At 70.7% G+C, this 23,428-nt stretch carries 23 protein-coding genes and 1 pseudogene; 9 read left to right on the top strand and 15 right to left on the bottom strand.

What is annotated here, in order from left to right; all coding sequences use genetic code 11:
- Positions 1–49 precede the first annotated feature (49 nt).
- Together F6X53_RS19630 and dctA are read right to left on the bottom strand one after the other, a co-directional pair.
- Positions 50–634, bottom strand: a complete 585-nt coding sequence (locus tag F6X53_RS19630) for a PAS domain-containing protein (protein WP_238298952.1) — start codon at positions 632–634, stop codon at positions 50–52.
- Between the two features lie 696 nt (positions 635–1,330).
- Positions 1,331–2,647: a C4-dicarboxylate transporter DctA gene (gene dctA, locus F6X53_RS19635; protein ID WP_151001880.1), complete on the bottom strand. Its 1,317-nt coding sequence runs from the start codon at positions 2,645–2,647 to the stop codon at positions 1,331–1,333.
- A 227-nt stretch (positions 2,648–2,874) separates the two neighbouring features.
- Here dctA and rocD point away from each other — a divergent pair, with 227 nt between their 5' ends.
- Positions 2,875–4,077, top strand: a complete 1,203-nt coding sequence (gene rocD, locus F6X53_RS19640; protein ID WP_151001881.1) for an ornithine--oxo-acid transaminase — start codon at positions 2,875–2,877, stop codon at positions 4,075–4,077.
- A gap of 185 nt (positions 4,078–4,262) precedes the next feature.
- Here rocD and F6X53_RS19645 read toward each other — a convergent pair whose 3' ends face one another.
- Entirely contained in the window at positions 4,263–4,451 is a 189-nt protein-coding gene (locus F6X53_RS19645) for a DUF1192 family protein (protein ID WP_151001882.1), read from the bottom strand.
- Between the two features lie 253 nt (positions 4,452–4,704).
- On the opposite strand from F6X53_RS19645, the gene F6X53_RS19650 reads away from it, so the two are divergent.
- Both F6X53_RS19650 and F6X53_RS19655 read left to right on the top strand, forming a co-directional pair.
- Positions 4,705–5,361: a DUF47 domain-containing protein gene (locus F6X53_RS19650; protein WP_151001883.1), complete on the top strand. Its 657-nt coding sequence runs from the start codon at positions 4,705–4,707 to the stop codon at positions 5,359–5,361.
- A 5-nt stretch (positions 5,362–5,366) separates the two neighbouring features.
- Complete coding sequence (locus F6X53_RS19655) at positions 5,367–6,374, top strand: inorganic phosphate transporter (RefSeq protein ID WP_151001884.1); 1,008 nt, start codon at positions 5,367–5,369, stop codon at positions 6,372–6,374.
- 19 nt (positions 6,375–6,393) lie between these two features.
- Here the strand turns inward: F6X53_RS19655 and F6X53_RS19660 are convergent, their stop codons facing one another.
- The 4 genes from F6X53_RS19660 to F6X53_RS19675 form a co-directional block, all read right to left on the bottom strand.
- Positions 6,394–7,521 carry a fumarylacetoacetate hydrolase family protein gene (locus F6X53_RS19660; RefSeq protein WP_151001885.1) on the bottom strand — a complete coding sequence of 376 codons (1,128 nt, stop codon included), beginning with the start codon at positions 7,519–7,521 and terminating at the stop codon, positions 6,394–6,396.
- A gap of 132 nt (positions 7,522–7,653) precedes the next feature.
- On the bottom strand, positions 7,654–9,465 hold the full coding sequence (locus F6X53_RS19665; RefSeq protein ID WP_151001886.1) for an acyl-CoA thioesterase: 1,812 nt from the start codon (positions 9,463–9,465) through the stop codon (positions 7,654–7,656).
- 223 nt (positions 9,466–9,688) lie between these two features.
- The gene (locus tag F6X53_RS19670; protein ID WP_151001887.1) at positions 9,689–12,148 is read right to left on the bottom strand and encodes a putative bifunctional diguanylate cyclase/phosphodiesterase; all 2,460 of its coding nucleotides are present in this window, start codon (positions 12,146–12,148) and stop codon (positions 9,689–9,691) included.
- 5 nt (positions 12,149–12,153) lie between these two features.
- Positions 12,154–13,551, bottom strand: a complete 1,398-nt coding sequence (locus tag F6X53_RS19675) for a cytochrome P450 (RefSeq protein WP_151001888.1) — start codon at positions 13,549–13,551, stop codon at positions 12,154–12,156.
- Positions 13,552–13,935: 384 nt separating this feature from the next.
- Here F6X53_RS19675 and F6X53_RS19680 point away from each other — a divergent pair, with 384 nt between their 5' ends.
- Complete coding sequence (locus tag F6X53_RS19680; RefSeq protein ID WP_151001889.1) at positions 13,936–15,417, top strand: methyl-accepting chemotaxis protein; 1,482 nt, start codon at positions 13,936–13,938, stop codon at positions 15,415–15,417.
- A 17-nt stretch (positions 15,418–15,434) separates the two neighbouring features.
- On the opposite strand, the gene F6X53_RS19685 is transcribed toward F6X53_RS19680, so the two are convergent.
- On the bottom strand, positions 15,435–16,166 hold the full coding sequence (locus tag F6X53_RS19685) for a PAS domain-containing protein (RefSeq protein ID WP_191970910.1): 732 nt from the start codon (positions 16,164–16,166) through the stop codon (positions 15,435–15,437).
- Between the two features lie 279 nt (positions 16,167–16,445).
- Here F6X53_RS19685 and F6X53_RS19690 point away from each other — a divergent pair, with 279 nt between their 5' ends.
- Complete coding sequence (locus F6X53_RS19690; protein ID WP_151001891.1) at positions 16,446–17,504, top strand: matrixin family metalloprotease; 1,059 nt, start codon at positions 16,446–16,448, stop codon at positions 17,502–17,504.
- A gap of 30 nt (positions 17,505–17,534) precedes the next feature.
- Here the strand turns inward: F6X53_RS19690 and F6X53_RS19695 are convergent, their stop codons facing one another.
- From F6X53_RS19695 to F6X53_RS19705, 3 genes are all read right to left on the bottom strand, one after another.
- On the bottom strand, positions 17,535–17,954 hold the full coding sequence (locus F6X53_RS19695) for a phage holin family protein (RefSeq protein WP_151001892.1): 420 nt from the start codon (positions 17,952–17,954) through the stop codon (positions 17,535–17,537).
- Between the two features lie 136 nt (positions 17,955–18,090).
- Entirely contained in the window at positions 18,091–18,300 is a 210-nt protein-coding gene (locus tag F6X53_RS19700) for a hypothetical protein (protein ID WP_151001893.1), read from the bottom strand.
- A 154-nt stretch (positions 18,301–18,454) separates the two neighbouring features.
- Positions 18,455–18,910 carry a Ros/MucR family transcriptional regulator gene (locus tag F6X53_RS19705; protein WP_151001894.1) on the bottom strand — a complete coding sequence of 152 codons (456 nt, stop codon included), beginning with the start codon at positions 18,908–18,910 and terminating at the stop codon, positions 18,455–18,457.
- A gap of 404 nt (positions 18,911–19,314) precedes the next feature.
- On the opposite strand from F6X53_RS19705, the gene F6X53_RS19710 reads away from it, so the two are divergent.
- Complete coding sequence (locus F6X53_RS19710) at positions 19,315–19,761, top strand: protein tyrosine phosphatase family protein (protein WP_151001895.1); 447 nt, start codon at positions 19,315–19,317, stop codon at positions 19,759–19,761.
- 32 nt (positions 19,762–19,793) lie between these two features.
- Here F6X53_RS19710 and F6X53_RS19715 read toward each other — a convergent pair whose 3' ends face one another.
- Positions 19,794–20,210, bottom strand: coding sequence for a hypothetical protein (locus F6X53_RS19715; RefSeq protein ID WP_151001896.1), 417 nt, complete (start codon positions 20,208–20,210; stop codon positions 19,794–19,796).
- A 533-nt stretch (positions 20,211–20,743) separates the two neighbouring features.
- On the opposite strand from F6X53_RS19715, the gene F6X53_RS19720 reads away from it, so the two are divergent.
- Together F6X53_RS19720 and F6X53_RS19725 are read left to right on the top strand one after the other, a co-directional pair.
- Complete coding sequence (locus F6X53_RS19720; protein WP_151001897.1) at positions 20,744–20,923, top strand: hypothetical protein; 180 nt, start codon at positions 20,744–20,746, stop codon at positions 20,921–20,923.
- 69 nt (positions 20,924–20,992) lie between these two features.
- Positions 20,993–21,286, top strand: a complete 294-nt coding sequence (locus tag F6X53_RS19725) for a hypothetical protein (protein ID WP_151001898.1) — start codon at positions 20,993–20,995, stop codon at positions 21,284–21,286.
- A 64-nt stretch (positions 21,287–21,350) separates the two neighbouring features.
- Here the strand turns inward: F6X53_RS19725 and F6X53_RS19730 are convergent, their stop codons facing one another.
- Together F6X53_RS19730 and F6X53_RS19735 are read right to left on the bottom strand one after the other, a co-directional pair.
- Positions 21,351–21,599 (bottom strand): hypothetical protein, encoded by a 249-nt coding sequence (locus tag F6X53_RS19730; protein WP_151001899.1) that lies wholly within the window; start codon positions 21,597–21,599, stop codon positions 21,351–21,353.
- 63 nt (positions 21,600–21,662) lie between these two features.
- A complete protein-coding gene (locus tag F6X53_RS19735; RefSeq protein ID WP_151001900.1) occupies positions 21,663–21,929 on the bottom strand; it encodes a DUF6894 family protein in 267 nt (88 codons plus the stop codon).
- Between the two features lie 314 nt (positions 21,930–22,243).
- Between F6X53_RS19735 and F6X53_RS19740 the strand changes: the two genes are divergently transcribed.
- On the top strand, positions 22,244–22,804 hold the full coding sequence (locus F6X53_RS19740) for a DNA-3-methyladenine glycosylase (protein WP_151001901.1): 561 nt from the start codon (positions 22,244–22,246) through the stop codon (positions 22,802–22,804).
- A gap of 58 nt (positions 22,805–22,862) precedes the next feature.
- On the opposite strand, the pseudogene F6X53_RS19745 reads toward F6X53_RS19740, so the two are convergent.
- Positions 22,863–23,428 (bottom strand): annotated as a pseudogene (locus F6X53_RS19745) (alkaline phosphatase); the annotation flags it as partial.

Raw genomic sequence — 23,428 nt, forward strand, 5'->3', positions numbered from 1 at the left:
CCGGGGACGTCGCCCGATTCCGACCCTTCTTCAGCCGGGCTCTCGACGGTCAGTGCAGCCCGCCGGCGCCCATGGTGCTGCTCCGGCACAGCTCCTGGCCGAGGCGCAGGAGCAGCATGTCGACGATGAGCCGCAGCTCGGCGATGTCGAGGCGGTCGATGGCGCCCCGGCAGGCGATGGCGTGGCTGGCGGCCAATTCGAGGGGCTGTTGCAGCTCCGCCGGAACCGGGTCCTGGCAGGCCTTCTCGGTGACGTCCAGGATGATGCCGTGGCCGTGCGTGACGGCGCCGTCGGAGGCCCGGAAGATGCGGCCGCGGTCGAGGATGGTGCGGACCTGCCCCTCGGGCGAGAGGGTCCGGTACTCGGCGACGAAGAGGCCGCCGGTGCGCCCGAGGGCGCGGAACTGGTGGAACAGCGCCGCGCGGTCGTCCGGGTGAACGCAAGCCTTGGCGCGCTCCAGCCGGATTGGCGTTCCGGCAAGCCCCGGATCCCCGGCCAGGATGCAGGCGGCGCCCGCATCGAGGATGCAGCGATCCTGGCTGCCCGACCAGGTCCAGGTGCCGACGACCCCGGAGGCGTCGAGGGCGGCCTTGAGTTGGTCGAGGGGCTCGCGCGCCCCATCGATCGCGTTCACGAACAAAACCATTCTCCGCAGCGAGGCCGGGCTCGGGCTCGGGGGGGATTACGCGAAATGCGCCGATGCGAAAACAATTCAGGTTTCGTCAGTCGTGGTCAAGGCCACCATCCGACCCTACGCGGGAGCCACCCGGAGGTTTCCGCTTCGGCCACGGAACGGTAATTTCCCCGCGAATACGGTTAACGCCAGGGGGAGAGGCCGCCAATGCTGAGCCGCGGCCGGGTCGGAATAGCCCAGAAAGCCCCGGGTGCTTGAGCAGATCTTGCCCAGATCCCGCGATCCAGCGTTCCTGGCCCGAGGCCCGCATCGTCGGGCGCGGCCCCCTGTCTTTCGGCGCGGCCAAACCGCGCATTCTTCGGCCCCTGGCGGCCCGGCGCCTCAGCCGATCTGGCTGAGGAGGGTCACGGCTCCGAAAATCAGGACGGAGAGCACGACCACGCCGATCAGGATCAGGGCCGCTCGCGATTCGCGTAACTCCGGCGACATGCCCGCGCGCTCTCCGGTGATTCGAGGTGTGCGTCGCGGACCCGTCCCGGGCCCGCCCGCCCCGGACCGTCTCGCACGGGGCGCGCGGGCCATTGTTCGCATCGTTCCGGCGGGCTGTCGAGTTGGGGGGCCTCGCGTCAAGGCCGCCGGCCGGCCGAACCGAACCTCTCGGACAGTCACGTCAGACCGTGTCTTCAAACGGTGTCTTCAGACAGTATCTTGGGGCATCCCCTCCCCGGCCAGCACCGCCTGGGCCCGGGCCCGGTCGATGTCGCCCTCCCAGGCCGCCACCACGACGGTGGCGACGCAATTGCCGACGAGGTTGCCGACGGCGCGGGCCATGCCGATGAACCAATCGACCGACAGGACGAGGACGAGGCCGATCGCCGGGATGCTCGGCACCGCGTTGAGGGTCGCGGCCAGGATCACGATGGCCGAGCCCGGCACCCCGTGCGCGCCCTTCGAGGTGATGAGCGAGACTCCGAGCACCACGAGGAGGTCGGTGAAGGCCAGGGGGGTGTTGGTCGCCTGCGCGATGAACACCACCGCGAGGGTCAGGTAGATCGAGAAGGCGTCGAGGTTGAAGGAATAGCCGGTGGGCACCACGAGCCCGACGACCGATTGCCGGATGCCCATCGCCTCGAGCTTGCGCATCACCTGCGGCAGCACCGCGTCCGAGGAGGCGGTGGCGAGCACGATGGTCAGCTCCTCCCGCAGATAGGCGAGGAAGCGCAGGATCGAGAAGCCGGCGAGCCGCATCACGCCGCCCAAGACCACGAGGACGAAGAACAGCACCGCGGCGTAGAACAGCAGCACCAGGGAGACGAGCTGCTGCAGCGAGCCGACCCCGTAGCGCCCCACCGTGTAGGCCACCGCCCCGAGGACGCCGAGGGGCGCGAGCCGCACGATCAGCCCCATGGCCTTGAAGAGCACCGTGGAGAGCTTCTCGATGAAGGCGCTGACGCTGCGCGCTGTCTCGCCGCCCACGAGGGCGAGGCTGACGCCGAACAGGATCGCGAAGACGAGGACCTGCAGCACGTCGTTGCGCGCGAAGGCGTCGAAGATCGTGAGCGGCAGGATGTTGAGGATGAAGGCGCCGAAGCCGCTGCCCTGGAGCTTGCGGGCATTCTCGGAGGCCGCCGCCATGGCCTTGGGGTCGAGGCTCGCGGGGTCGATGTTCATGCCGTGGCCGGGCCCGGCCGCGTAGGCGAGGACGAGGCCGATCAGCAGGGCCAGCGTCGTCATGACCTCGAAATAGACCAGCGCCTTGACCCCGACGCGCCCGACCTTGCCGAGGTCGCCCGCCCCGGCGATGCCGTGGACCACGACGCAGAACACGATCGGCGCCACGATCATCCCGATGAGGCGCAGGAAGGCGTCGCTGAAGAACTTCAGCCCCTGCGCGAAGTCCGGTGCCAGGATCCCGAGCAGGATGCCGAGGCCGAGCCCCGCCAGGACCTGGGCGAACAGGGACCGGTGCAGTCCCGCGCGCCGGGCCGGGATCGCCGCTGCCACGCTCGTCATGAGGCTCTCCCGGAATGCCGCCGCGCCGGATCTGCGAATCGGACAGTACAAGCAAGATGAGTGCCCGTCCCGCCTGCGGAGCTCTGGGCACGAAGTCGTGCAAAGTCCGGGACAGACAGGCGGGCGGGCCTGCCGCGCCGGCCCGGGACTGCTATGATGGGCGCCGGTTGATGCCGTGGCCGGCGCGCCCTTCCCCGCCGCGACGCGCGCCGCCGAGGAGGCCCGCGATGGTGGACCGGCCGGATTTCATCGAGATCGAGAGCCGCCTCGGCGCGCATAATTACAAGCCCCTCGACGTGGTGCTGACCCGCGGCGAGGGCGTCTGGGTCACGGATACGGACGGGCGGCGCTACCTCGATTGCCTGTCGGCCTACTCGGCGGTGAACCAGGGCCATTGCCATCCCGGGATCCTGGCGGCCCTGACGGAGCAGGCCGGGCGCCTGACGATCTCCTCGCGGGCCTTCCGCAACGACCAGCTCGGGCTGTTCTACGCGGAGCTCGCGGGGCTCACGGGCTCCCACAAGGTGCTACCGATGAACAGCGGCGCCGAGGCGGTCGAGACCGCCATCAAGGCCGTGCGCAAGTGGGGCTACGAGGTGAAGGGCGTGCCCGAGGACCGGGCCGAGATCATCGTCTGCGCCGACAATTTCCACGGCCGCACCCTCGGGATCGTCTCGTTCTCGACCGATCCGGACGCGCGCGGCGGCTTCGGGCCCTTCCTTCCGGGCTTCCGCATCGTGCCCTTCGGCGACGCGGCGGCCCTGGAGGCCGCGATCACGCCCGAGACGGTGGCGTTCCTGGTCGAGCCGATCCAGGGCGAGGCCGGCGTCATCATCCCGCCCGCGGGCTACTTCCCCCGGGTCCGCGAGATCTGCACCCGGCACGGGCTCACCCTGATCCTCGACGAGATCCAGACCGGGCTCGGGCGCACGGGGCGGCTGCTCGCCGAGGAGCACGAGGGAATCGTGGCTGACGTCACCCTGGTGGGCAAGGCGCTCGGCGGCGGCTTCTACCCGATCTCGGCGGTGCTCTCGAACTCGGCCGTGCTCGGCACCCTGAAGCCGGGGCAGCACGGCAGCACCTTCGGGGGCAACCCGCTCGCCTGCGCGGTGGCGCGCGCGGCCCTCCGGGTCCTCGTCGCGGAGGGCATGATCGAGAACGCCGCCACTCTCGGCCCCTATTTCCTGGAGCGCCTGCGGGCGCTGCGCAGCCCCCGCATCCGCGCGGTGCGGGGGCGCGGCCTGATGCTGGCGATCGAGCTCCACCCCGAGGCCGGCGGCGCGCGCCCCGTCGTCGAGGCCCTGCGGGCGCGGGGCCTGCTGGCCAAGGACACCCACGCGCACACGATCCGGCTCACCCCGCCCCTCGTCATCACCCGCCCGGAGATCGACTGGGCGATGGAGCGGATCGAGGCCGCGCTGGCGGAGTGACGGGCCGGCGGGAGCGCCCGGTCAGTCCGGCAGCGGCCGGCCCGTCGTCTCGGGCATGAACCAGGGCACGATCAGGCCGATCACGAAGACGCCGCTCATGATCAGCGCCCGCGTGCCGGAGCGTCGCTCGTCATCCTCCCCCTCCCGTCTCCCGGTGATGCGACGCCGCGCGGCGCCCGCGCGCCCTAGAGCTTGAAGATCGATCCGGCCCGGGCGAGGGCCGCCTCCTTGGCGGCGCGGGCGGCCTCCAGCCGCTCGATCTCCCGGCGCAGCAGCGCGATGCGATCGGTCAGATCCTCGACGGAGAGATCGTCGAGGGATTCGCCCACCGCGTGCGCCGCGCGCCGGGTCGTCCATTCGGTCGCGTCATCCATGGTTCGCCTCCCCGATCGGGCCCGGTTTCGCCCCGCGCGGCCGAGGAACCGGCGCGCTGAGATCGGGCTCCGGCCCAGAGGATAGGGCACCGGGCGGCGGCGGCGATATCGATCCGTGCGGGCGGCGTCGCGTGATGCAACCGTCGGGAGATTGCGGAGGTTCTCCTTGCCGGCCTAATACCGGCGGCGCGCGGCCTCGACCCGCGCCGCCGCGGAGGGCGGCGCCGTCGATCGGCAGCAGGCAGGGAACGCGATGCTCGGTTGGTTCAAGGCTCTGATGCCGAAGGAGGATCGCTTCTTCGACCTGTTCGAGCGGCATTCCCGCACCCTCGTCGCCGGGGCCGAGGCGCTCCAGGGCGTGCTGCAGGGGGGCGAGGGCGTGCCGCGCTATTGCCAGGTGATCGTCGAGCGCGAGCATGAGGCCGACGCGATCACCGCCGAGGTGCTGCTGGCGGTGCGGCGCAGCTTCATCACCCCCTTCGACCGCGGCGATATCAAGGACCTGATCCAGTCGATGGACGACGCCATCGACCAGATGAACAAGACCGTGAAGACCATCGCGCTCTACGAGGTGCGCGACTTCGAGCCCCTGATGCGGGAGATGGGCGGGACCGTGATCGAGGCGGCGCGCCTGACCGCGGAGGCGATTCCGCTCCTGAGCGCGGTGGGCACCCATGCGGGGCGCATCAGCACCCTGACGGAGCAGATCACCCGCGTCGAGGGCCGCTCCGACGAATTGCAGGAACGCGGCCTCAAGGCCCTCTACCAGGCGCATCGCAAGGGCAGCGGCGACGGCGACACCATGGCCTACCTCATCGGCGCCGAGATCTACGGGCACCTCGAGGACGTGGTCGACCGCTTCGAGGACGTCGCCAACGAGATCAGCGGCATCGTGATCGAGAACGTGTGACCGGGATGGATGCCGCCACCCTCGCCCTGCCCGCCCTCGCCGGCCTCATCGGGGTCGCGCTGTTCTTCGATTTCCTCAACGGCCTGCACGACGCGGCCAATTCCATCGCCACCATCGTGTCGACCCGGGTGCTGCGCCCGCAATACGCGGTGTTCTGGGCGGCCTTCTTCAACTTCATCGCGTTCCTGTTCTTCGGGCTGCACGTGGCGCAGACGCTCGGCACCGGCATCGTCGATGCGGGCATCATCGACCCGCGGGTGATCCTGAGCGCGCTGGTCGGCGCCATCGCGTGGAACATCGCCACCTGGGTGTTCGGCATCCCGTCGAGCAGCTCGCACGCCCTGATCGGCGGCCTCGTCGGGGCGGGCGTGGCGAAGGCGGGCTTCAGCGTCGTGGTCTGGGGCGGGTTGTCGAAGACGATCGCCGCCATCGTGCTCTCGCCGCTCCTCGGCTTCCTGCTGGCGCTGCTGCTCGTCCTGATCGTGTCCTGGACCTGCCGGCGGGCGACGCCCTTCGCGGTCGACCGGAGCTTCCGGGTCCTGCAATTCGCCTCGGCCTCGCTCTACTCCCTCGGGCATGGCGGCAACGACGCGCAGAAGACCATGGGGATCATCGCGGTTTTGCTCTACGCGCAGGGCCATCTCGGGCCCGAGTTCCACGTGCCGCTCTGGGTGGTGCTCGCCTGCCAATCCGCGATGGCGCTCGGCACCCTGTTCGGGGGCTGGCGCATCGTCCACACCATGGGCTCGAAGATCACCCGCCTGAACCCGATGCAGGGCTTCTGCGCCGAGACCGGGGGCGCCCTCACGCTGTTCCTGGCCACCTGGCTCGGGGTGCCGGTCTCGACCACCCACACGATCACGGGCGCGATCATCGGCGTCGGCGCCGCGCGGCGGACCTCCGCGGTGCGCTGGGGGGTCGCGGGCAACATCGTGGTCGCCTGGGTGGTGACCCTGCCGGCGGCGGCCGCCATCGCGGCCGCCTGCTACGGGCTGACGGGGCTGTTCGCCTGAATGCGGCCCCGTCCGGCCCTCAGGTCAGGCTGAAGCGGAGCTCGCCGAGACCCTCGAGGCTGCAGGCGATCTGGTCGCCGGCCTTCAGCCATTGGCGCTCGGCCCGCGGGATCTTCTCGCCGAAGATCACCCCCTGCGGCGTGCCGGTGTAGAACACGTCCCCGGGCTTCAGGGTCATGATCTTGGAGGCGAAGCTGATCAGCTGCCGGCAATTGAAGATCATGTCGTTGGTGTTCCAGTCCTGGCGCTGGACGCCGTTGACCCGGGTCTCGAGCCGCAGGTTGTTGGGGTCCTTCACGAGGTCGCTGGTGACGAGGTAGGGCCCGAGCGGGGCGAAGCCGTCGCTGGTCTTGCCGATCATGAACTGCGAGGTCAGGGTCTGCAGGTCGCGGGCGCTGAAATCGTTGCCGGTGGCGTAGCCCGCCACGTAGTCGAGGGCGTCCGCCTCCGAGACGTCGCGGCATTCCCGCCCGAACACCATCACGAGCTCGGTCTCGTAGTCGAATTCGCGGGCAGCCTTGGTCGGCAGCCGGATGGTGCCGCCGTGGTGGTTGAGGGCGTTGTTGTACTTGTTGAACAGCGGCGGGTCCTTGGGGATCGGCGTCCCGGTCTCCTCCGCATGGTGGCGGTAGTTGAAGCCCATCATGATGATCTTCTCGGGCCGGGTGACGAGGGGCGCGTAGGCGATCGTCCCCTCGTCGAGGAGGAGCTCGGCCCGGGGCTGCGCGCCGGCCGCCGCCACGAGGGCCGTGAGCTCGGCGCCCCGCCCGTTCTGCAGCAGGTCATCCATGTCGAGGGGCGCGGCCAGGCCGAGCGCCTCGGCCGCCGCCGTGACATCGAGGACGCCGCCCGGAAGCTTGACGCCGAGGCCGTAGCCGCCCGCGCGCCGGAGGTTCAGGAGCGTCAGGCCGCGCGGCATCGCGAAGGTCTTGGGTGCCGCGAAGGCCTTGGGCGCCGCGAAGGCCTTGGGCGCTGCGCCTGGCCCTGCCCCTGGTCCCGTCCCGGTCTCCATCCCGTGCCCGCTCCGTCCCTGCCCGGCCTGTCTTGTCCCATCCTGTCCCTGCGCCGCCGCCGGCAGGATGGCGACCGAGGCGGAGGCGAGCCCCGCCGCCGTCGCCTTCAGGAAATCGCGTCGATCACCCGTCATGCTGCCCTCTTGTGTTTCCCAGACAAGGCCCGGGCTCGTGGGGCGGCCCGTGGTCCTCAGGGCATTGTGCGGGGGAGACCGGGGCATTGCACGTAGAAATTGTGCAGCTTCGCCGACACGTCGCCCCCTTTGTCAGCCCTCCTCGGGCACCAGCGCGGCAACGCCCCGCGCCCGCAGCGGCGGGGCCGCCTCGTCCCGGACGAAATGGGGCATGAAGCCCGCCATGATGCTCGCCGGGATGTCGAGGGGGCGGTAGCGGACCGTGTCGACGAACATCAGGGTCTGCTCGCCGCGCCCCAGCAGCCCCTGCGTCCGGCTGTGGATCTCGTGGCTCAGGGTGACGAACTTCCGGTTGTGGCTCGCGATGCGGATGCGCACGAAGACGGGCTCGAACTCCCGGGCCTCCCGGCGGAAATCGTGGCTGAAGGAGCGCGTCAGCACGTAGAAGCCCGTGGTGGCGAGGTCGAAATCGGGCATGCAGACGTTGAAGAACAGCTCCCGGGCCTTGCCGACCCAGCGGAAGTAGTTGGCGAAGTAGACGTTCCCGACCGAGTTGGTGTCGTCGTAGGTCGGGATCAGCTGCAGCACGAACCAGGGCCCGTCGAAGCCGTGGGAGGCCACCGCCTCCTCCTTCGGCACCACCAGGGTCGGGACCGCCTGCGGCAGCGCTCCGGCAGCGGCGACGGAGCCGGGATCGGCGGCCGGGCCGGCGCGGCCCGCCAGCCCGCCGATGGCCGGCAGGGCCCCGATGGCGGCGATGATGGGCGACAGCCCCAGGAGCGCACCCTCGGGCGCGACGTAGCCCGCCAGGAACACGAGGGACGCCGCGAGCCCGATCAGGCCGCAGAGCACCCCGTCATAGGCCTGGCGCCCGCTCACCGTCTCGCAGACGAGGCAGAGCGTGGCCCCGACGAACAGGGTGGCGAAGGGCAGCATCAGGTACATCATCGACAGGCCGGCGGCCGAGACCGCCCCGGCGGCCGCGAGCGCCGCAACCAGGGTCCAGAGCGGCGAGGCGACGAGGCCGGCCGGCACGAAGGCGAGGATCGGGCTGACGCTGCGGGTCGTCACCGAGGTCAGGAGCCAGCGGGTGGCGCAGTAGAAGCTGTCGATCGTCGAGACCATCGCGACGAGCGTCCAGACCAGGAAGGCGCCGGCCGCCGGGCTCAGCCCGGCACGCGCGACCGCCCCCGTCACGGCGGCCTGGGCCCCCGGGATCCCGTCGGCCGAGAGTATCGGGATGCCGGGGCCGGACAGGGCCGCGAGCGTCGCGTTGAGGAGGAGGAGCCCGAGGAAGAGCAGCGCGCCCCCCGCATAGGCGGCCCGGATCGAGCCCCCCGCGCGGTGGATCGCCACGACCCGCTGCCATTGCTGGACGTCGCTCCAGGGCCCGAGGAGGAAGCCCACGAGGGAGGGCAGGACGAGGCCGTAGAAGCGCTCGTCGAAGGCCGCGAGCGGGACGGGGGGCGCCGGCGGGCCCCCGGCGAGGCCCGCCAGCGCCACCAGGGCGGCGGCGACGCCGACCACGAGGTAGCCCGCATGCAGCCAGCGCAGGGTCCTGACCGAGGCGGCGTGGCCGGTGGCCGCGCCCACGAGCAGCACCAGGATCGCCGCCAGGGCGGCGTTGGCGCCGAACAGCGGCAGCAGCACGTAGGCGACGAGCCCGTAGACCGTCACGCCGATCGCCGCCACCTGGGCGAGCAGGAACAGGCCGGTGAAGCGGCCCTCCACCCGCCGGACGATCTCGGCGGGGTTGCGGTGGGGCGCCCCGAGGACGTGGCCGAAGAGGTAGAGCCCCGCCGCGTTCGGACCCGCGAAGGCCAGGAAGCCGAGCCAGCCATACGTCAGGGTGACGTGGATGGCGTAGAAGAAGCCGAGACCCCAGAGCCAGGACAGGCCGATCGTGGGGGCCCAGGCGAGCGAGCGCAGCGTCCGCCGGTTCATCGATCCTCGCACCCGATCGCCGGGCGGCGGTTCCGGGGCGGTGGCCCGGCGCGTCCCGACGCGCCCTGCCCCCGCGGGGCCGCCGCCCTCATCGACCGTTTCCGGCCACCATCATGGCGCCTCGGGCCCGCGGCGTCTGTCCCAACGGGGCAACACCCGGAGGCCGACGCGCGGAACCGTACGCCTCGCCGCGCCCGGGACGGCCCGCATCCGCGATCTCCGCTCACGCCCCGACGGCCCGCGCGGGCCCCGCCCAGGCGCGGGGCATCTCGGGCGGCAGCAGGCGCCCGAAATCCTGCGGGATGCGCTCGATGATCTCGAGGATCTCGGCGGCGGGCCGTGCCGGGCTCAGGAGGTAGCCCTGAATGTCGTTGCAGTTGCGGGCCTTCAGGATCCGGGCCTGCTCGACGGTCTCGACGCCCTCGGCCGTGACGGAGATCGACAATTTCTGCGCGATGGCCAGGATCGCCTCGATCACCGCGAGGCTCTGGTCGGAGGCGTTGATGTCGCGCACGAAGGAGCGGTCGATCTTGATCTTGTCGACCGGGAACTTCGCCAGGTAGCTGAGCGACGAGTAGCCGGTTCCGAAATCATCGAGCGCGATCCGGATGCCCATGCCCCGCAATTCGTTGAGGTTGGTCATCGTGATGGCGGTCTTGTCGAGGAAGACGGATTCGGTGATCTCGATCTCGAGGCGGTCCGGATCGAGCCCGGTCGCCGCGAGGGCCTCCGCGATGTCCTGCACGAAGCCGGTGGTGCGGAACTGGATCGGCGAGATGTTGACGGCGACGCGGATGTGGCGGGGCCAGCGCGCGGCCTCGCGGCAGGCCTGGCGCAGCACGTGGCGGCCGATGGCGACGATCATCCCGGTCGCCTCCGCCACCGGGATGAACTCCGTCGGCGAGACGAAGCCGCGGCTCGGGTTGCTCCAGCGCAGCAGCGCCTCGAAACAGACGACGCGCCCGTCGCGCAGGCTGGTGAGGGGCTGGTAGTGCAGCGTGAGCTCGTTGCGCTCGATCGCCAGCTTGATGTCGGCCTCGAGCTCGCGCCGGGCGCGCTGCGTCACCTCCAGATCGTTCTCGAAGACGTAGAAGCTGCCCTTGCCCTTGGCCTTGGCCCGGTACAGGGCGAGGTCGGCCTTGCGCAGCAGGCTCTCGGGGTCCTGGGCGTCCGCGGGGGTGAGGGCGATGCCGATGCTGACGCCGATCTCGGCCTTGACGGCGTCGATCAGGTAGGCGGTGCTGAGGAGGGCGATCAGGCGCCGGGCGAGCGCGATGGCGTCCTCGGCCCCGGCGCAGCGCTGGAGCACCGCGAACTCGTCCCCGCCGAGGCGGAAGATCCAGACGTCCTCCGCGCCCACGGGCTGCAGCCGGGCCGCGACGCTGCGCAGCAGCTGGTCGCCGACCCCGTGCCCGAAGGTGTCGTTGACGATCTTGAAGCCGTCGAGGTCGAGGTAGAGGAGCGCGCAAGGGGTGCCCGACGCGGCCGCCCGCGCGCATTCGGCGGTGGCGCGGTCCTGGAACAGGGCGCGGTTGGCGAGCCCCGTGAGGGGGTCGTAGCTCGCCAGGAAGGCGATGCGGGCCTCCGACTCGCGGCTCGCGGTGATGTCGGAGCCGACGCCGCGGAACCCCGTGAAGCGGCCTGCCCGGTCATAGGCCGGCTTGCCGCTCAACTGCCACCACCGGGTCTCCGCCCCGGCCGGCCGCTCGACCACGTGGTCCCGGAAGGCGATCCGGCCCCGGATCAGCGCGAGGATCTCGGGCGCGCCGCTGCCGAGCGTCCCCTCCGGCCCGCCGGCCAGGAACGCCGCGAAGGCCGAGCCCTGCAGCGCCTCCACCGAGCGGCCGGCCACCTGCGCGACGCGGGCCGAGACATGTTCGAAGCAGCCCTCGCTGTCCGTCTCCCAGAGCCAGTCGCTGGTGCTCTCCTCGAATTCGTGCAGGAGCAGCCCGATCGTCTCGTTCTGGTCGCTCACCCGGACGCTGTCGAGGATGCGCCGGAAGGACAGGTGGCTCATCCGCCGGACGCTGAACAGCACGAAGGCGGCGTAGACGGTGAGCAGGACGGCGATCTGGGCGCCGATCATCTCGCCGGTGCGGGCGAGGCCGAGGAAGCTTCCGGCCATCAGGGGCAGCGTGAAGGCGAGGGCCACCGACAGGATCGGGCCGATCACGTAGGCGTCGGCGATCAGGCCCGCCGCGATCGCGATGACCAGCATGCGGTGGTCGCCGTCGGAGGGCGCGAACAGGGCGATCGGCATCGTGCCCCAGGCGGCCCCGAGGGCGAGCGCGATGAGGTTCGAGACCCGGTAGCCGAGGGCGATGTCGGCCTCCGACATCATCTCGGCATCCTGGCGCCGATGGGCCCAGGCCGCCGCCACCGCGATGCAGCTCGTCACCGACACCACCAGGAACAGGCCGATCAGGTAGGCGTGCTGCGCGTCGCCCCAGAAATAGACCAGCACCACCGCGGCCACGATCACGTGCGTGATGGCGGAGTAATTGGCGAGCTTCAGGGTCTCGTCGAGCTGCCCGAGGCGCGTGGCCAGGGTGTAGCGCTCGGATTCCGCCGGCTCGGCCGGCTCCGTTCCGGCCCGCGCCGCGCGGGCCGGCCAGAGCCAATGCCGCAGCCGAACCCCGGCCGCGGCCCATCTCCCGATCTGCGTCCGTCGCGGGCTCCCCATGGCGGTCAGTGCAGCCGACGCGGGGTCACGAGCATGCGCATGCCCCCGTGCGGCCGCAGCGTCACGCTGAAGCGCGCGTCCGGGCGGCCCGGACCGGTGCGGCCGAAGCGGAAGGCCGGCAGCAGCTCGGCCAGGATCGCGAGGCATTCCGTCATGGCAAAGCCCATGCCGATGCAGATGCGCGGGCCGGCCCCGAAGGGCATGTAGGCGTAGCGGTCCCGGGCGGCGCAGGCGGCCGGGGCGAAGCGGTCGGGATCGAAGCGCCCGGGCTCGGACCAGAGCCTGGCATGGCGGTGCAGGGCGTAGACCGGCACGTGCACGGAGCGCCCGGCCGGGATCCGGGTGGCGCCGAGGCTGATCTCCGCGACGGTCTTGCGCACGAGGAGGGGGGCCGGCGGATAGAGCCGCATCACCTCCATGATTACCTGCCGCGTATAGGCCAGCGCCTCGAGATCCGGGCCCGTCCCGGTCCTGGCGGCCGCGCGGATCTCCTCCACCACGCGGGCCTCGACCTCCGGGTGCTCGGCGAGCAGCCACAGGGTCCAGGCCAGGGTGATGGCGGTGGTCTCGTGCCCCGCCGCGATGAAGGTCAGGAGATTGTCCGTGAGGCTCGCATCCGACATCGCCGCGCCCCCTTCCGGGTCGCGGGCCTGCAGCATCAGGCCGAGGAGGTCGGTGCCGGTGCGCCCGCTCAGGCGGCGCTGCTCCACCGCCGACGCGACGGTGCCGCGCAGGTAGCGCGCCGCCGCGACCGCGCGGAAATAGCCCGGATGCGGCATCCAGGCCGGGGCGCCCACGAGGGTCAGGGCCATCTTCCAGCGGGTCTGGTCGAGATAGGCGTTCATCGCCCGGCCGAAGGCGCCGACATCGAGGCCGGCCTCGTCCGACATCATCGTGGCGACGATGATGTCGAAGGTCGTGCGCATCATCTCGTCGAGAAGGTCCAGGGGCGCGGCCTCGGCGCCGCGCGCATTCCAGCGTGCCCGGGTCGCCGCGGCGGCGCCCGTCATGGCGGGCACGAATTCCTTGACCCGATCGTGGCGGAAGACCGGCGCGGCGGTGCGGCGCTGCGCCTTCCAGCGCTCGCCATCCGAGGTCAGGATGCCCTCGCCCAAAGCCGGCTTGAGGGAGCGGGTCAGGAATTCCTCGCGCCCGAGCTCGGCCGCCCGGGTCACGAGAAGCTCGTGGATCAGGCGCGGATCGCTCACGAACACGGTCTTGCGCCCGAGGAACCGGGCCTCGACCAGGCTCTCGCGATAGACCTCGGCCGGCCAGGCCTCGATCATGTTGCGCACCACCGTCTGCACCAGGCGCGGGAACGCGGCGGCCTCGGCCATCGACGCCTTGAAGGACGGCGGCGCTGCCGTGGAGAGCGGGAACGTGCTCCCTGGGGTCGAATGCATCCGCGCGATCCCTGTGACGTGAGGACCGATGCTACCCGCCGCGGCTTGACGGGGTCTTAATTGCTCAGCTCGAATGCATTAGGACAATTTTCGCGCAAGGACCGGAACCAACGCGCCGGGGTGCCGGCCGCCTCATCTTGGCCGATTGCTGCATTCCGGCGCGGCGGATCGCTGGAATTCGGATGACGCGCGCTGGCTCTGCGCGGCTCTTCGAACAAAATGCGCCGTCGCGCGGACAAAGATCGAACCAAATCGATCAATCTTAACCGAACGTTCAGGCCTGCGGCACGCAATCTCTACCCTTGGTTGTGGCGAGGGTGAGCGCGGAACCTGCGGAAGGTCAGGGCGCGCCGCCGATCCGCCGAAAGGCTCGGAGTTGTCGGAATGTTCGGGGGGTTGAATCGGTCGGCTGTCGAGACGGAGGCGAAGCTCGCCGCCCTCGACAGGTCGCAAGGCATCATCGAGTTCGATCTCGACGGCCGGGTCCTGACCGCGAATGACAATTTCCTGCGCGTCCTCGGCTACACGCTGCCGGAGGTGCAGGGCCAGCACCACAGCCTGTTCGTCGAGCCCGCCGCGCGCGAGGGCGCGGCCTACCGGGCGTTCTGGTCGGCCCTGCGCGAGGGCCGCCACCAGGCCGGGCAGTTCCGGCGCCTCGGCAAGGACGCCCGCGAGATCTGGATCGAGGCGACCTACAACCCGGTCCTCGACCGGCGGGGCCGGCCCGTCCGGGTGGTCAAGTTCGCCACCGACATCACGGCCCAGAAGGCCCTGGAGGCGGACCGTCAGGGCCAGATCGACGCGATCGGGACCTCGCAGGCCGTGATCGCCTTCGCGCTCGACGGCACCATCCTGGACGCCAACGCGAATTTCCTGAACGCCCTCGGCTACGCGCTGCCGGAGATCGTCGGGCGCCATCACGGCCTGTTCGTCGAGCCGGCCGAGCGGGAGAGCCCGGAATACCGGGCGTTCTGGGAGGCCCTGCGCCAGGGCCGCTACCAGGCCGGCCAGTACAAGCGCCTCGGCAAGGGCGGGCGCGCGGTCTGGATCGAGGCCTCCTACAACCCAATCCTCGATGCGGCCGGCCGGCCCTACAAGGTGGTCAAGTTCGCCACCGACATCACCGCCCAGGTCACGCTGCTCGCCGAGTTGCAGCGCCTGATCGCGCAGAATTTCGGGGAGATCGACGGGGCGATCGCCAGGACGGATGCCGAATCCAGCGCGGCGACCCAGGCCGCGGGCAGCACCGCCCAGACCGTGCAGGCGGTGGCGGCGGCGACCGAGGAGCTCGCGGCCTCGGTGAGCGAGATCTCGGACGGCATGGCGAAGTCGCGCCAGGCGACCGACGACGCGCACGCGCAGGTGACCGCGGCCGAGGCCCTCACGGAGCGGCTGACGCAGGCCGCGGGCGCCATGGGGGGCATCGTCGGGCTGATCCAGACCATCGCGGGCCAGATCAACCTGCTGGCCCTCAACGCCACCATCGAATCGGCGCGGGCGGGCGAGGCGGGGCGCGGCTTCGCCGTGGTGGCGAGCGAGGTGAAGAGCCTCGCCAACCAGGCCGCCCGGGCGACGGAGCAGATCACCTCCGAGATCGACGGCATCCGGGCGGTCGCCGGCGAGGTGGTGGGCGCCCTCGCGGCGATCCAGGATTCGGTCGCGAGCCTGCGCGACCACGTGGTCGGCGCCGCCGCCGCGGTGGAGGAGCAGAGCATGGTGACGCGGGACATCTCCGCCAACATGCAGGAGGCCTCCGGCGCGGTGGCGGCGATCTCCGGGAACGTCCGGGCGATCTCGGGCTCCCTCTCCGAGGTGTCCCGGGCGGTGACCACCACGAAGGAGGCCGCCCGCGTGCTGGCGCGCTGAGACCGGCGCGCCGCCCCTCAGCCGACCTTCGCGATGGCGACGGCGTCGCCCGCGGCGCGGGTGAAGTCGATCCCGGCCGCCCGCAGGGCCGCGACCGCGGCCCGGCGGCTGCGGACGGTGCCGCCCTCGGCACTCTCCTCGAGGCGGCGGACCGTCGAGAAGGAGAGGCCGCTCGCCTGCGCGAGGTCGGCCATCGACCAGTCGAGGAGCGCCCGGGCGGCGCGCAGGTGCCGGCGATCGATCGCCTCCTCGGGGCTGAAGCTCTCCGCCTCCGCGGCGGATTCCGGGTCCGGGTCGGTCAGGGATGCCGGTTGGCAGCCCGGCGCGGCCGCGCCGTTGCCCGCAGGGATGCCGTTCTCCGCCTGCGGCCCCTGGCGCCGCGCCGCATCCGCGTAGGCGAGCCCGATGCGCTCGCGGTCGGTGACGTCGATCACCACCCCGGCGGCCCCGATGGGCTCGCCGCCGGGCGTGTGGAACACCTCGCCCCGACTCATCAGGAGCCGCATCGTGCCGTCGTGCCGGATGATGCGGAAGGTCCGGTCGCTGAGGAAGCCGGTGCGCACGATCTCGGCGCTCCCCTCCAGGGCCGGACGATCGTCGGGATGCACGAGGCTGAGGAGCAGATCGTAATCGGGACGCACGGTTCCGGCCTCCAGAGCCAGGACGTTGTACAAGCCCGGTGACCAGACTTGCTCATGCGTGGTGAAGGACCAGCCCCAGTTCCCAGTCAAGCCCAGGGACTCGATCATCCGCAGGAACTCTCGGGACGAGAAGGCTATCGATGATGAATTCATGGGAACGCCACGCCTTTCCCCGCGAGATGTTGAGCTCTCTCGGAAAGACCCGTCTGAATCCTTGTCAGGAATAATATATGATATGGCGGTTGCAACCCCGCCTCTTCGTTGGCCCCCGCGCCCCGCGGATGAAGCTCCGGCGCTCCCGCGCGTGGCGCGAAGCCCAGCGTCGCATTATCCCCGCATTAAGGCCCGAGAAGCACGGTTCCGACGGGCGCCAGGAGGAGACGCGGCATGGCAGGATACGTGTTGGAGGGACCGCTCTGGGGCGCGGGGGCCACCGTGTCCTGGGCCGTCGACGGGAGCGTACCGGCGTCCTTCCTGCCCGATCTGCGGGCGGCCTTCGCTGATTGGTCGGCGCATGCCAACATCACCTTCCTGCAGGCCGCCTCCCCCTCCACGGCCGAGATCCGCTTCAGCGACGCGGCGATCGACGGGCTCGACAACGTGCTCGGCCAGACGCGCTACAGCTATGTCGGGAGCCACTTCACCTCGGCCGAGATCACCCTGGACAGCGCCGAGGGCTGGCATGCCGGGGCCGGCGGCGTCGTCAGCGCCCACGATGTCAGCTTCTTCCTCGTGGCACTCCACGAGATCGGCCACGCCCTCGGCCTCGGCCATTACGGCGGCGAGCCGGCCGTGATGAATCCTTACCTGAACAAGGCGGTGACCGATCTGACCGCCTCCGACATCAGCGGCATCCAGGCTCTCTACGGCGCCCCCCTGGTCGCCAATGCGAGCCCCGCCCCGACCCTGGCAACCCCGGTCGGCGTGGCCCAGCCCGCGGCGCTGCCGGGCCCGAGCGTGGCCTCGGCCGAGGTGCATGACAGCTTCCGCTTCTTCAACGCCGCCACCAACGACCATTTCTACACGGTGAACCCGGCCGAGCGGGATGCCTTGATCCAGGGCCAGTCCGGCTACGTCTACGAAGGCGTCGCCTGGGCGACCCCTGACGCGGGCACCGGCACCGTCGACGTGTACCGGTTCCTCGACACGGCCCACGGCACGCATTTCTACACCACCAGCGCCGCCGAGCGGGACCAGATCATCAAGACCCTGCCGAGCTACGCCTACGAGGGTGTCGCCTTCGAGGCCTATGCGAGCGCGGCCGCGGGCGGTCCCGGCGCCCTCACCCTCGAGCGGTTCTACAACGCCCAGAGCGGCGTCCACCATTTCGCCGCGAGCCCGGGCGAGATCGATGCCATCCGGGGCGGCGCCGCCGGGCCCGGCTGGGTCGACGAGGGCAAGGGCTTCACGGTCCACGCCCCGGGCGACGGGCTGCTCCTCACCTGAGGCCGCCCCCGCGGTCCCCGAGGCCCTGCCCTACTCGCCCGCGGCGCCCACAAGCCGCGCGTCCCGCGCCAGTTGCCGCTCGCTGCGCCGCGGGTTGAGCGTGTCGAGGGACATGCGCCGGAGGCCGAGGACCAGGAAGATCGCCGTGATCGCCGCGAAGCCGCCCCCGACCGTGAGGGCGGCCAGCGCCTGCGAGCCGATCAGCGCGCCGAGCGCCCTGACGAAGGCCAGGACCAGGAGCAGCAATCCGCCGACGAGCAGGATGGCGGCGAAGCCGAAGCGGGCGATGAGGGCGGCGAGGGCCCGGATATTGCCGTCGGCCTCGACCTGGAAGAGCTTGAGTTCCTTGCCGATCAGGTCGCCGCCGGCCCGCAGGGCCTCGCCGAGCAGGGCCCGGCGGCTGGGCGGCCTGCCTTCCGGTGAGCGGCCTGCCTGCGATCGATCGGCCATGCGGCGCGTCCCTCGATGATCCGGTTGCGCGGCGGCGCGCCGCGTCCCGGCATGGATGTCCGATCAACGCAACGGCAACGGCCCCCCGGCGTTCCCGGGCCGGCCCCGATCAGCCCCGATCGGAGCGGATCGGCCCTCAGCCGGCGGCCTTCACGGCGCGGGCGATGCGCTCGACCATGCCCTGGGACAGGCGCACGAATTGTCCGGTGCCGCGTCCCTGGCCGTCGAGCAGTTCGGCGAAGACGGGTTTCGACGGGACGGGATCGAGGGCCGCGACCGCGCAGGTCCTGCGCCGCTTGGCGCGCAGGCGCTCGGCCAGGACGGCGGGAACGAAGGGATCGTGCACGCGAAGCCTCTCTCCGGACCCGGGCCGCGCGGGCCCGAGAGCGGGGTCTAGGCAGGCTTGGTTTCGGGCCCGTTAAGCGCTCGGGCGCCCGCGTCTTCAAAGCCCTTGGGCGCCCGGGTCTTCAAGGTGCTTGGGCGCCCGCGGCCGTCCGGCCTCAGCCTCCCTTGCGGCCGCGGGAGGTCTCCTCGGGCTGGCCGGCGGCGCGGCCGAGGCCGATCGACTTGGCGAGCTCCGAGCGCTGGGCCGCGTAATTCGCCGCGACCATCGGGTAGTCGGTCGGCAGGCCGTAGCGCTGGCGGTAGCTGTAGGGATCGAGCCCGTGGCCGGTGAGGTGGCGCTTGAGGGTCTTGTAGGGCTTGCCGTCGATGAAGCTGATCAGCGCGTCCGGGGTGATCGACTTGCGGATCTGGGCCGGGCTCGGCTTCTCGACCGTCTCGGCGGGGGCCGCGGCCGCGGCTCCGCTCGCCAGCCCCTGCAAGGCCGTGTGGATGTTGGCGATCAAGGTCGGAAGCTCCGTCACCGGGACGGAGTTGTTGGAAACGTAAGCTGAAACGATGTCGCCGGCGAGTGCGATGAATTCGGGGTTCGGCCCCTGGCTTTCTTCTGACATTTCAACGACCCGTTGTAAGTTGCTCAGCGCGCCTATGATCACCTCGGTGGCGCCGCATCAAGAGGTATTCCGTCGCGTTCTCTAATTTTTTGGATCCGGTGGGAAATTTTGCTTGTCATCCGGAATAAACAGCGTTTCACTGCGCAAGCTAGAGCCTTGCTCTGTCCTCGGACCGGCGCCCCGTCCCAGGCGGGGGCATCATGCCACAGCGGCCGAAGGCGCCGTGGCCGGGCGCGCGGCCGGGGCCTAACGGCCGGTCATGGATGCTCTCTCCCTCGCCGTCATGGCCGCCGCGCTCGCCTATTCGAGCTTCATCGTGCTGGCGATGCGCCGATGACGATGTGCCGAGCCCGCCGCCTTGCTCTATGCTCGCCGGGCGACCAGCATGGAGGGACGCGACACCGATGGTCATCACCGAGATCGCGCCGGGGCTGGCGGTGGCCGGTCAGCCGACGGGCCAGGACATCGCCGGGTTCGGCCCGGCGGGCTTCGCGCTCCTGATCAACAACCGTCCCGACGGCGAGGAGGCGGGCCAGCCCGGCTCCGAGGCGGAGCGGGCCGCGGCCGAGGGCGCCGGCCTCGCCTACCGGCACCTGCCGGTGACCGGCGCCACGATCACCCGCGCGGAGGTCGAGGCCTTCCGGGCGGCCGTCGAGGGGGCCGCCGGGCCCGTCATCGCCCATTGCCGCAGCGGCACCCGCTCCCTCACCCTCTGGGTTCTCGGAGAGGTTCTCGCCGGGCGCATGCGGCGCGAGGACGTCCTCGCCTACGGCGCCGCCCGGGGCTTCGACCTGACCGGGGCGGTCGGCTGGCTCAACGCGCACGCGCCGGAGGGCGGCGCCCCTGCCTGAAACCGGGGCGCGCCGGGCCCGGATGCGCGGGTTCAGGGCCGCGGCAGGAGGAGGTTCATGCCGCCCACGAGGGTTCCGGCCTGGTCGCGCAGGGGCGTCGGGTGGGGGAGGAAGCGCGTCCGCGCGCCGTCGGGCCGCTCCAGCAGGGCCTCGACCCCGCGCACGGGCCGGTTCTCGGTCAGGGCGATGGCCATGGGGCAGCGCGCATGGGGCAGCGGCGTGCCGTCGGTCCGGTAGATCCGCCACGAGCCGCACCAGCGCTCCTCCCCCAGCACCGGCCGCCGGCCCCAGAGCTCGGCGGCCGCCTCGGTGTAGTAGGTGAGCCAGCCCTCCGCATCCGTGACGTAGAGGGCCGAACTCAGCTGCCGGAACACCGCGCTCGGCGGCGGCTCGAAGTTCCAGTCCGCTTCCGGGGCATCGAAATCGTATCGGACGTCGTCTCGGTGCATGGTCCACTTCCTGAGACGCTGGCGGGATTCCAGGTCGGCGCCGCGGGATCCTGCCCCATCCGCGTGACGGCCATGCCATCGCGAGCGGCCGGGCGGCCGAATCCGGTCCGGTCAGGTCGAGTCCCCTGCCCGTCCGGCAACGGCATCCCGCGGCATGATCCAGGCTGCGCGCCGGACGAACGCGATCGCGACACCGGCGCCAGATTGATTTCTATGCGATACAAACCGATAGGCATTTATTCGAATTAATCTATGTGAATAGCGTCGTTTTAGACGCTGCCCGCGCCTCGTCAAAGCAGAAACGGAGTAATTGCTGTAAGTAATCCGTAACGGATTTCGTCATCCATCACCATGATGCTCCAAGTTGTTGCTCGAATTGTGCAAATTTCAGAGTAAATTGTGCGCCATCAGTCAGAAAGTACGCCACCGTACCGCGCGATTCTGGAAATTTCGGATGAGTTTAACAAAAGATGGTCTGCGCCGATCGGCGTTGCGCATACCGTCTGCTCAAGGTTATGTGGGCGGGGCTGGTCATGGCAGCACAGATCATCTCGGGGCGGTTCGACCGTGCCTGGCGCAACATCGTCGGGGCGGTCTGCGTGCGGACGAATCAGGACCGCTCGCTCTTCGAGCAGCTCCATCCGGCCAATGCCCGCGTCACGACCAATGAGCGGCTCCGGATCGGCCAGGCCGCCCGCCGCCAATCATCCTGAGAGGCCGCGTAACGATCCGTTAACCATGGCGGGGGATCCTGCCTCATCCGCAACACGATGAGGCACCCCATGGCATCGACCCCACTCCGGCCCATGGCAGCGAGCCTCGCCAAGTACCCGATCCCGATCGAGCTGATCGCGGCTCTGTACCGGGCGAGCGAGGGCGAGTTCGGGCGGCTCGTCTCCACCATGCCGGAATATGGCCGCGCCCGCATCGCCGCCTATTGCACCGAGCGGGAGCGGCTGCAGCCCTTGGCGCTGAAGCTCGCGAGCACCTGCGAGGAGGCGACGCTGATCAAGGCCGCCGGCGCCGAGACCGGCGCTGACCTGTTCGCCCAGTCCCGCGCCGGGCTCGAGCACTGATCGCCCGCGAGCCGGAATTCTCCTGAATTCCGGGTTCCCCCGCGTCGCGCGCGTCGGCGCCGGCTCAGAGGCGGGGCGGGGCCCGGCGGCGCTGCTGGAACCAGTAGAGGGCCGCCACCACCACGAGGACGACGAGAACGAGCCAGAGCCAGTTCATGTCCATGCTGTCGACCCCGGCCGTTCCGGGCGAGGGCCGCGCATCGCTCGGTGCCGCCGGGGCGGGCCGGGTTTCCTGGGCGCGGGCCAGCGGGACGAGAACGGGGCCGAGGCCGATCAGCGGCGCCAGCAGGGTTGCCTGAGCCAGTCTCAGCATCGCGAACCTCCCGGGTTTCCTGACAAAACCAACGGCCGGTCGCGATGCTGCGTTCCGTGCGCCTCAGGCGGCGTCCCGGGCGGCCTGCTCGCCCTCGGCGTGCCAGGCGGCCGTCAACCCGACGCTCGCCGTCATGACGACGCGGTGCGCGTCATCCCGCACCACGACGCGCAGGTTCTGGTCGAGGTAGCGCTCGGGCTCGTCGGCCGCGATCTCGCACAAGGCCCGGAGTGCTTCCTCGGACACGGCAGCCCGGTCCGCGCATTCGATGCCATCCAGATCGTAATTGGTGATGCGGGGGTCGAAGACATCGAAGAAAAATCGAGCCATAGGTGCAGATGCTCCTATCGGAGAAAGATAGGCAGAATGTGATTCGCGGACGCAGAACGATTCGGCGATGGATTGGTTGAATAGACAACCAACGCTGGTTATTCAACGTTGAACGGCCGTACGTTTATGTACAAATGAATACGTTTGGAAAATGATTCTGCTTTTTCGGGCCTGTGAAGAAATTGTATCTTCTTTTTCAGTCCCTCCGCGTCCCCGCGGGCAGGTCCTGGCCTCGGTCATCCGGGCCCCGCGGCTGTCTCGTTGACCGTGGCGGCGTGGGTTCCGCGCGCACTTGGCGCGCCTGAGCCGCCCGGATGGATCCTGCCTTCTTCGCGCGGGCGGCCGCGCTGGTCGCCGCCGACCTCGTCGGGTTCGAGCTTCGCGTCGAGGGGGTCGGCGGGACCATCGTGGAGACCGAGGCCTACGACCGGAGCGACCCCGCCTCGCACAGTTTCAGCGGGCCGACGCGGCGCAACGCCAGCATGTTCGGCCCCCCGGGGCACGCCTATGTCTACCGGTCCTACGGGATGCATTGGTGCCTGAACGTCGTCTGCGCGCCGGGCAGCGCCGTGCTGCTCCGGGCGATCGAGCCGCGGGCGGGCCTCGAGCGGATGCGGGCGCGCCGCGGCCTCGACGATCCGCGCCGCCTCTGCGCCGGGCCGGGGCGCCTCTGTCAGGCCTTGGGGATCACCGGCGCGCAGGACGGCCTGCCGATGGACCGCGCGCCCTTCGCCTGGACGGCCCGGTCCGAGCCCGTCACGGTCGCGGCCGGCCCCCGCATCGGCATCAGCCGCGGCGTCGAGACGCCCTGGCGTTTCCTGCTCGCCGGCTCGCGCTTCGTGAGCCGGCCGCTCCCCCGCGAGGCGCGGGCCTGACCGTGCCTCCGGCCCCCCCTCCCGCGCCGCGGCGCGGAAGGGGGGCAGGCTGGCGATCTCAGACCAGGCCGTGGCCGGTCTGGCCGCCCGTCTGGAGGTAGTGCTCGAGCGGATCGATGCCCGCCTGCGCCACCTCCGGATGGCTCGCCAGATACGCGTTGGTGTTGAACGACGCGCTCGGGTTGCGGCCCTCGTGCCACCCGACCTCCTGGTAATGCAGCAGGGGGTTGGCGCCCGAGGCGGCGACATCCGGGTTCTGCGCCAGGTAGAAGGCCGTGTCGAACGCGGCGTTCGGGTTGCGCATCTCGCTCGCCCCATAGTGGAGGTAGTGCTCCAGGGCGAAGGACGCCGGGACATGCCCGGCCGGCACGGCCGCCGCCACGTCCGCGTATCGGGCGAGGTAGAAGTCGGCGTCGAAATCGCCGATCAACCGCCCCTGGCCCTGCCCCTCCCCCGCGCCGGCCAGGACCGAACGGCCCTCGTCCTGGCCGAAGGTCAGGTAATGCGCCAGCGCATTGACTCCGGCCGCCGCCACGTCCGGATTGGCGTGGAGATAGGCCTCGGCCGAGAAGTCGGGGCTGGGGCTCCGGCCCTCGCGCTCGCCGTACTGGAGATAGTGCTCGA

It is taken from the genome of Methylobacterium soli, assembly GCF_008806385.1.
Classification (GTDB): domain Bacteria; phylum Pseudomonadota; class Alphaproteobacteria; order Rhizobiales; family Beijerinckiaceae; genus Methylobacterium; species Methylobacterium soli.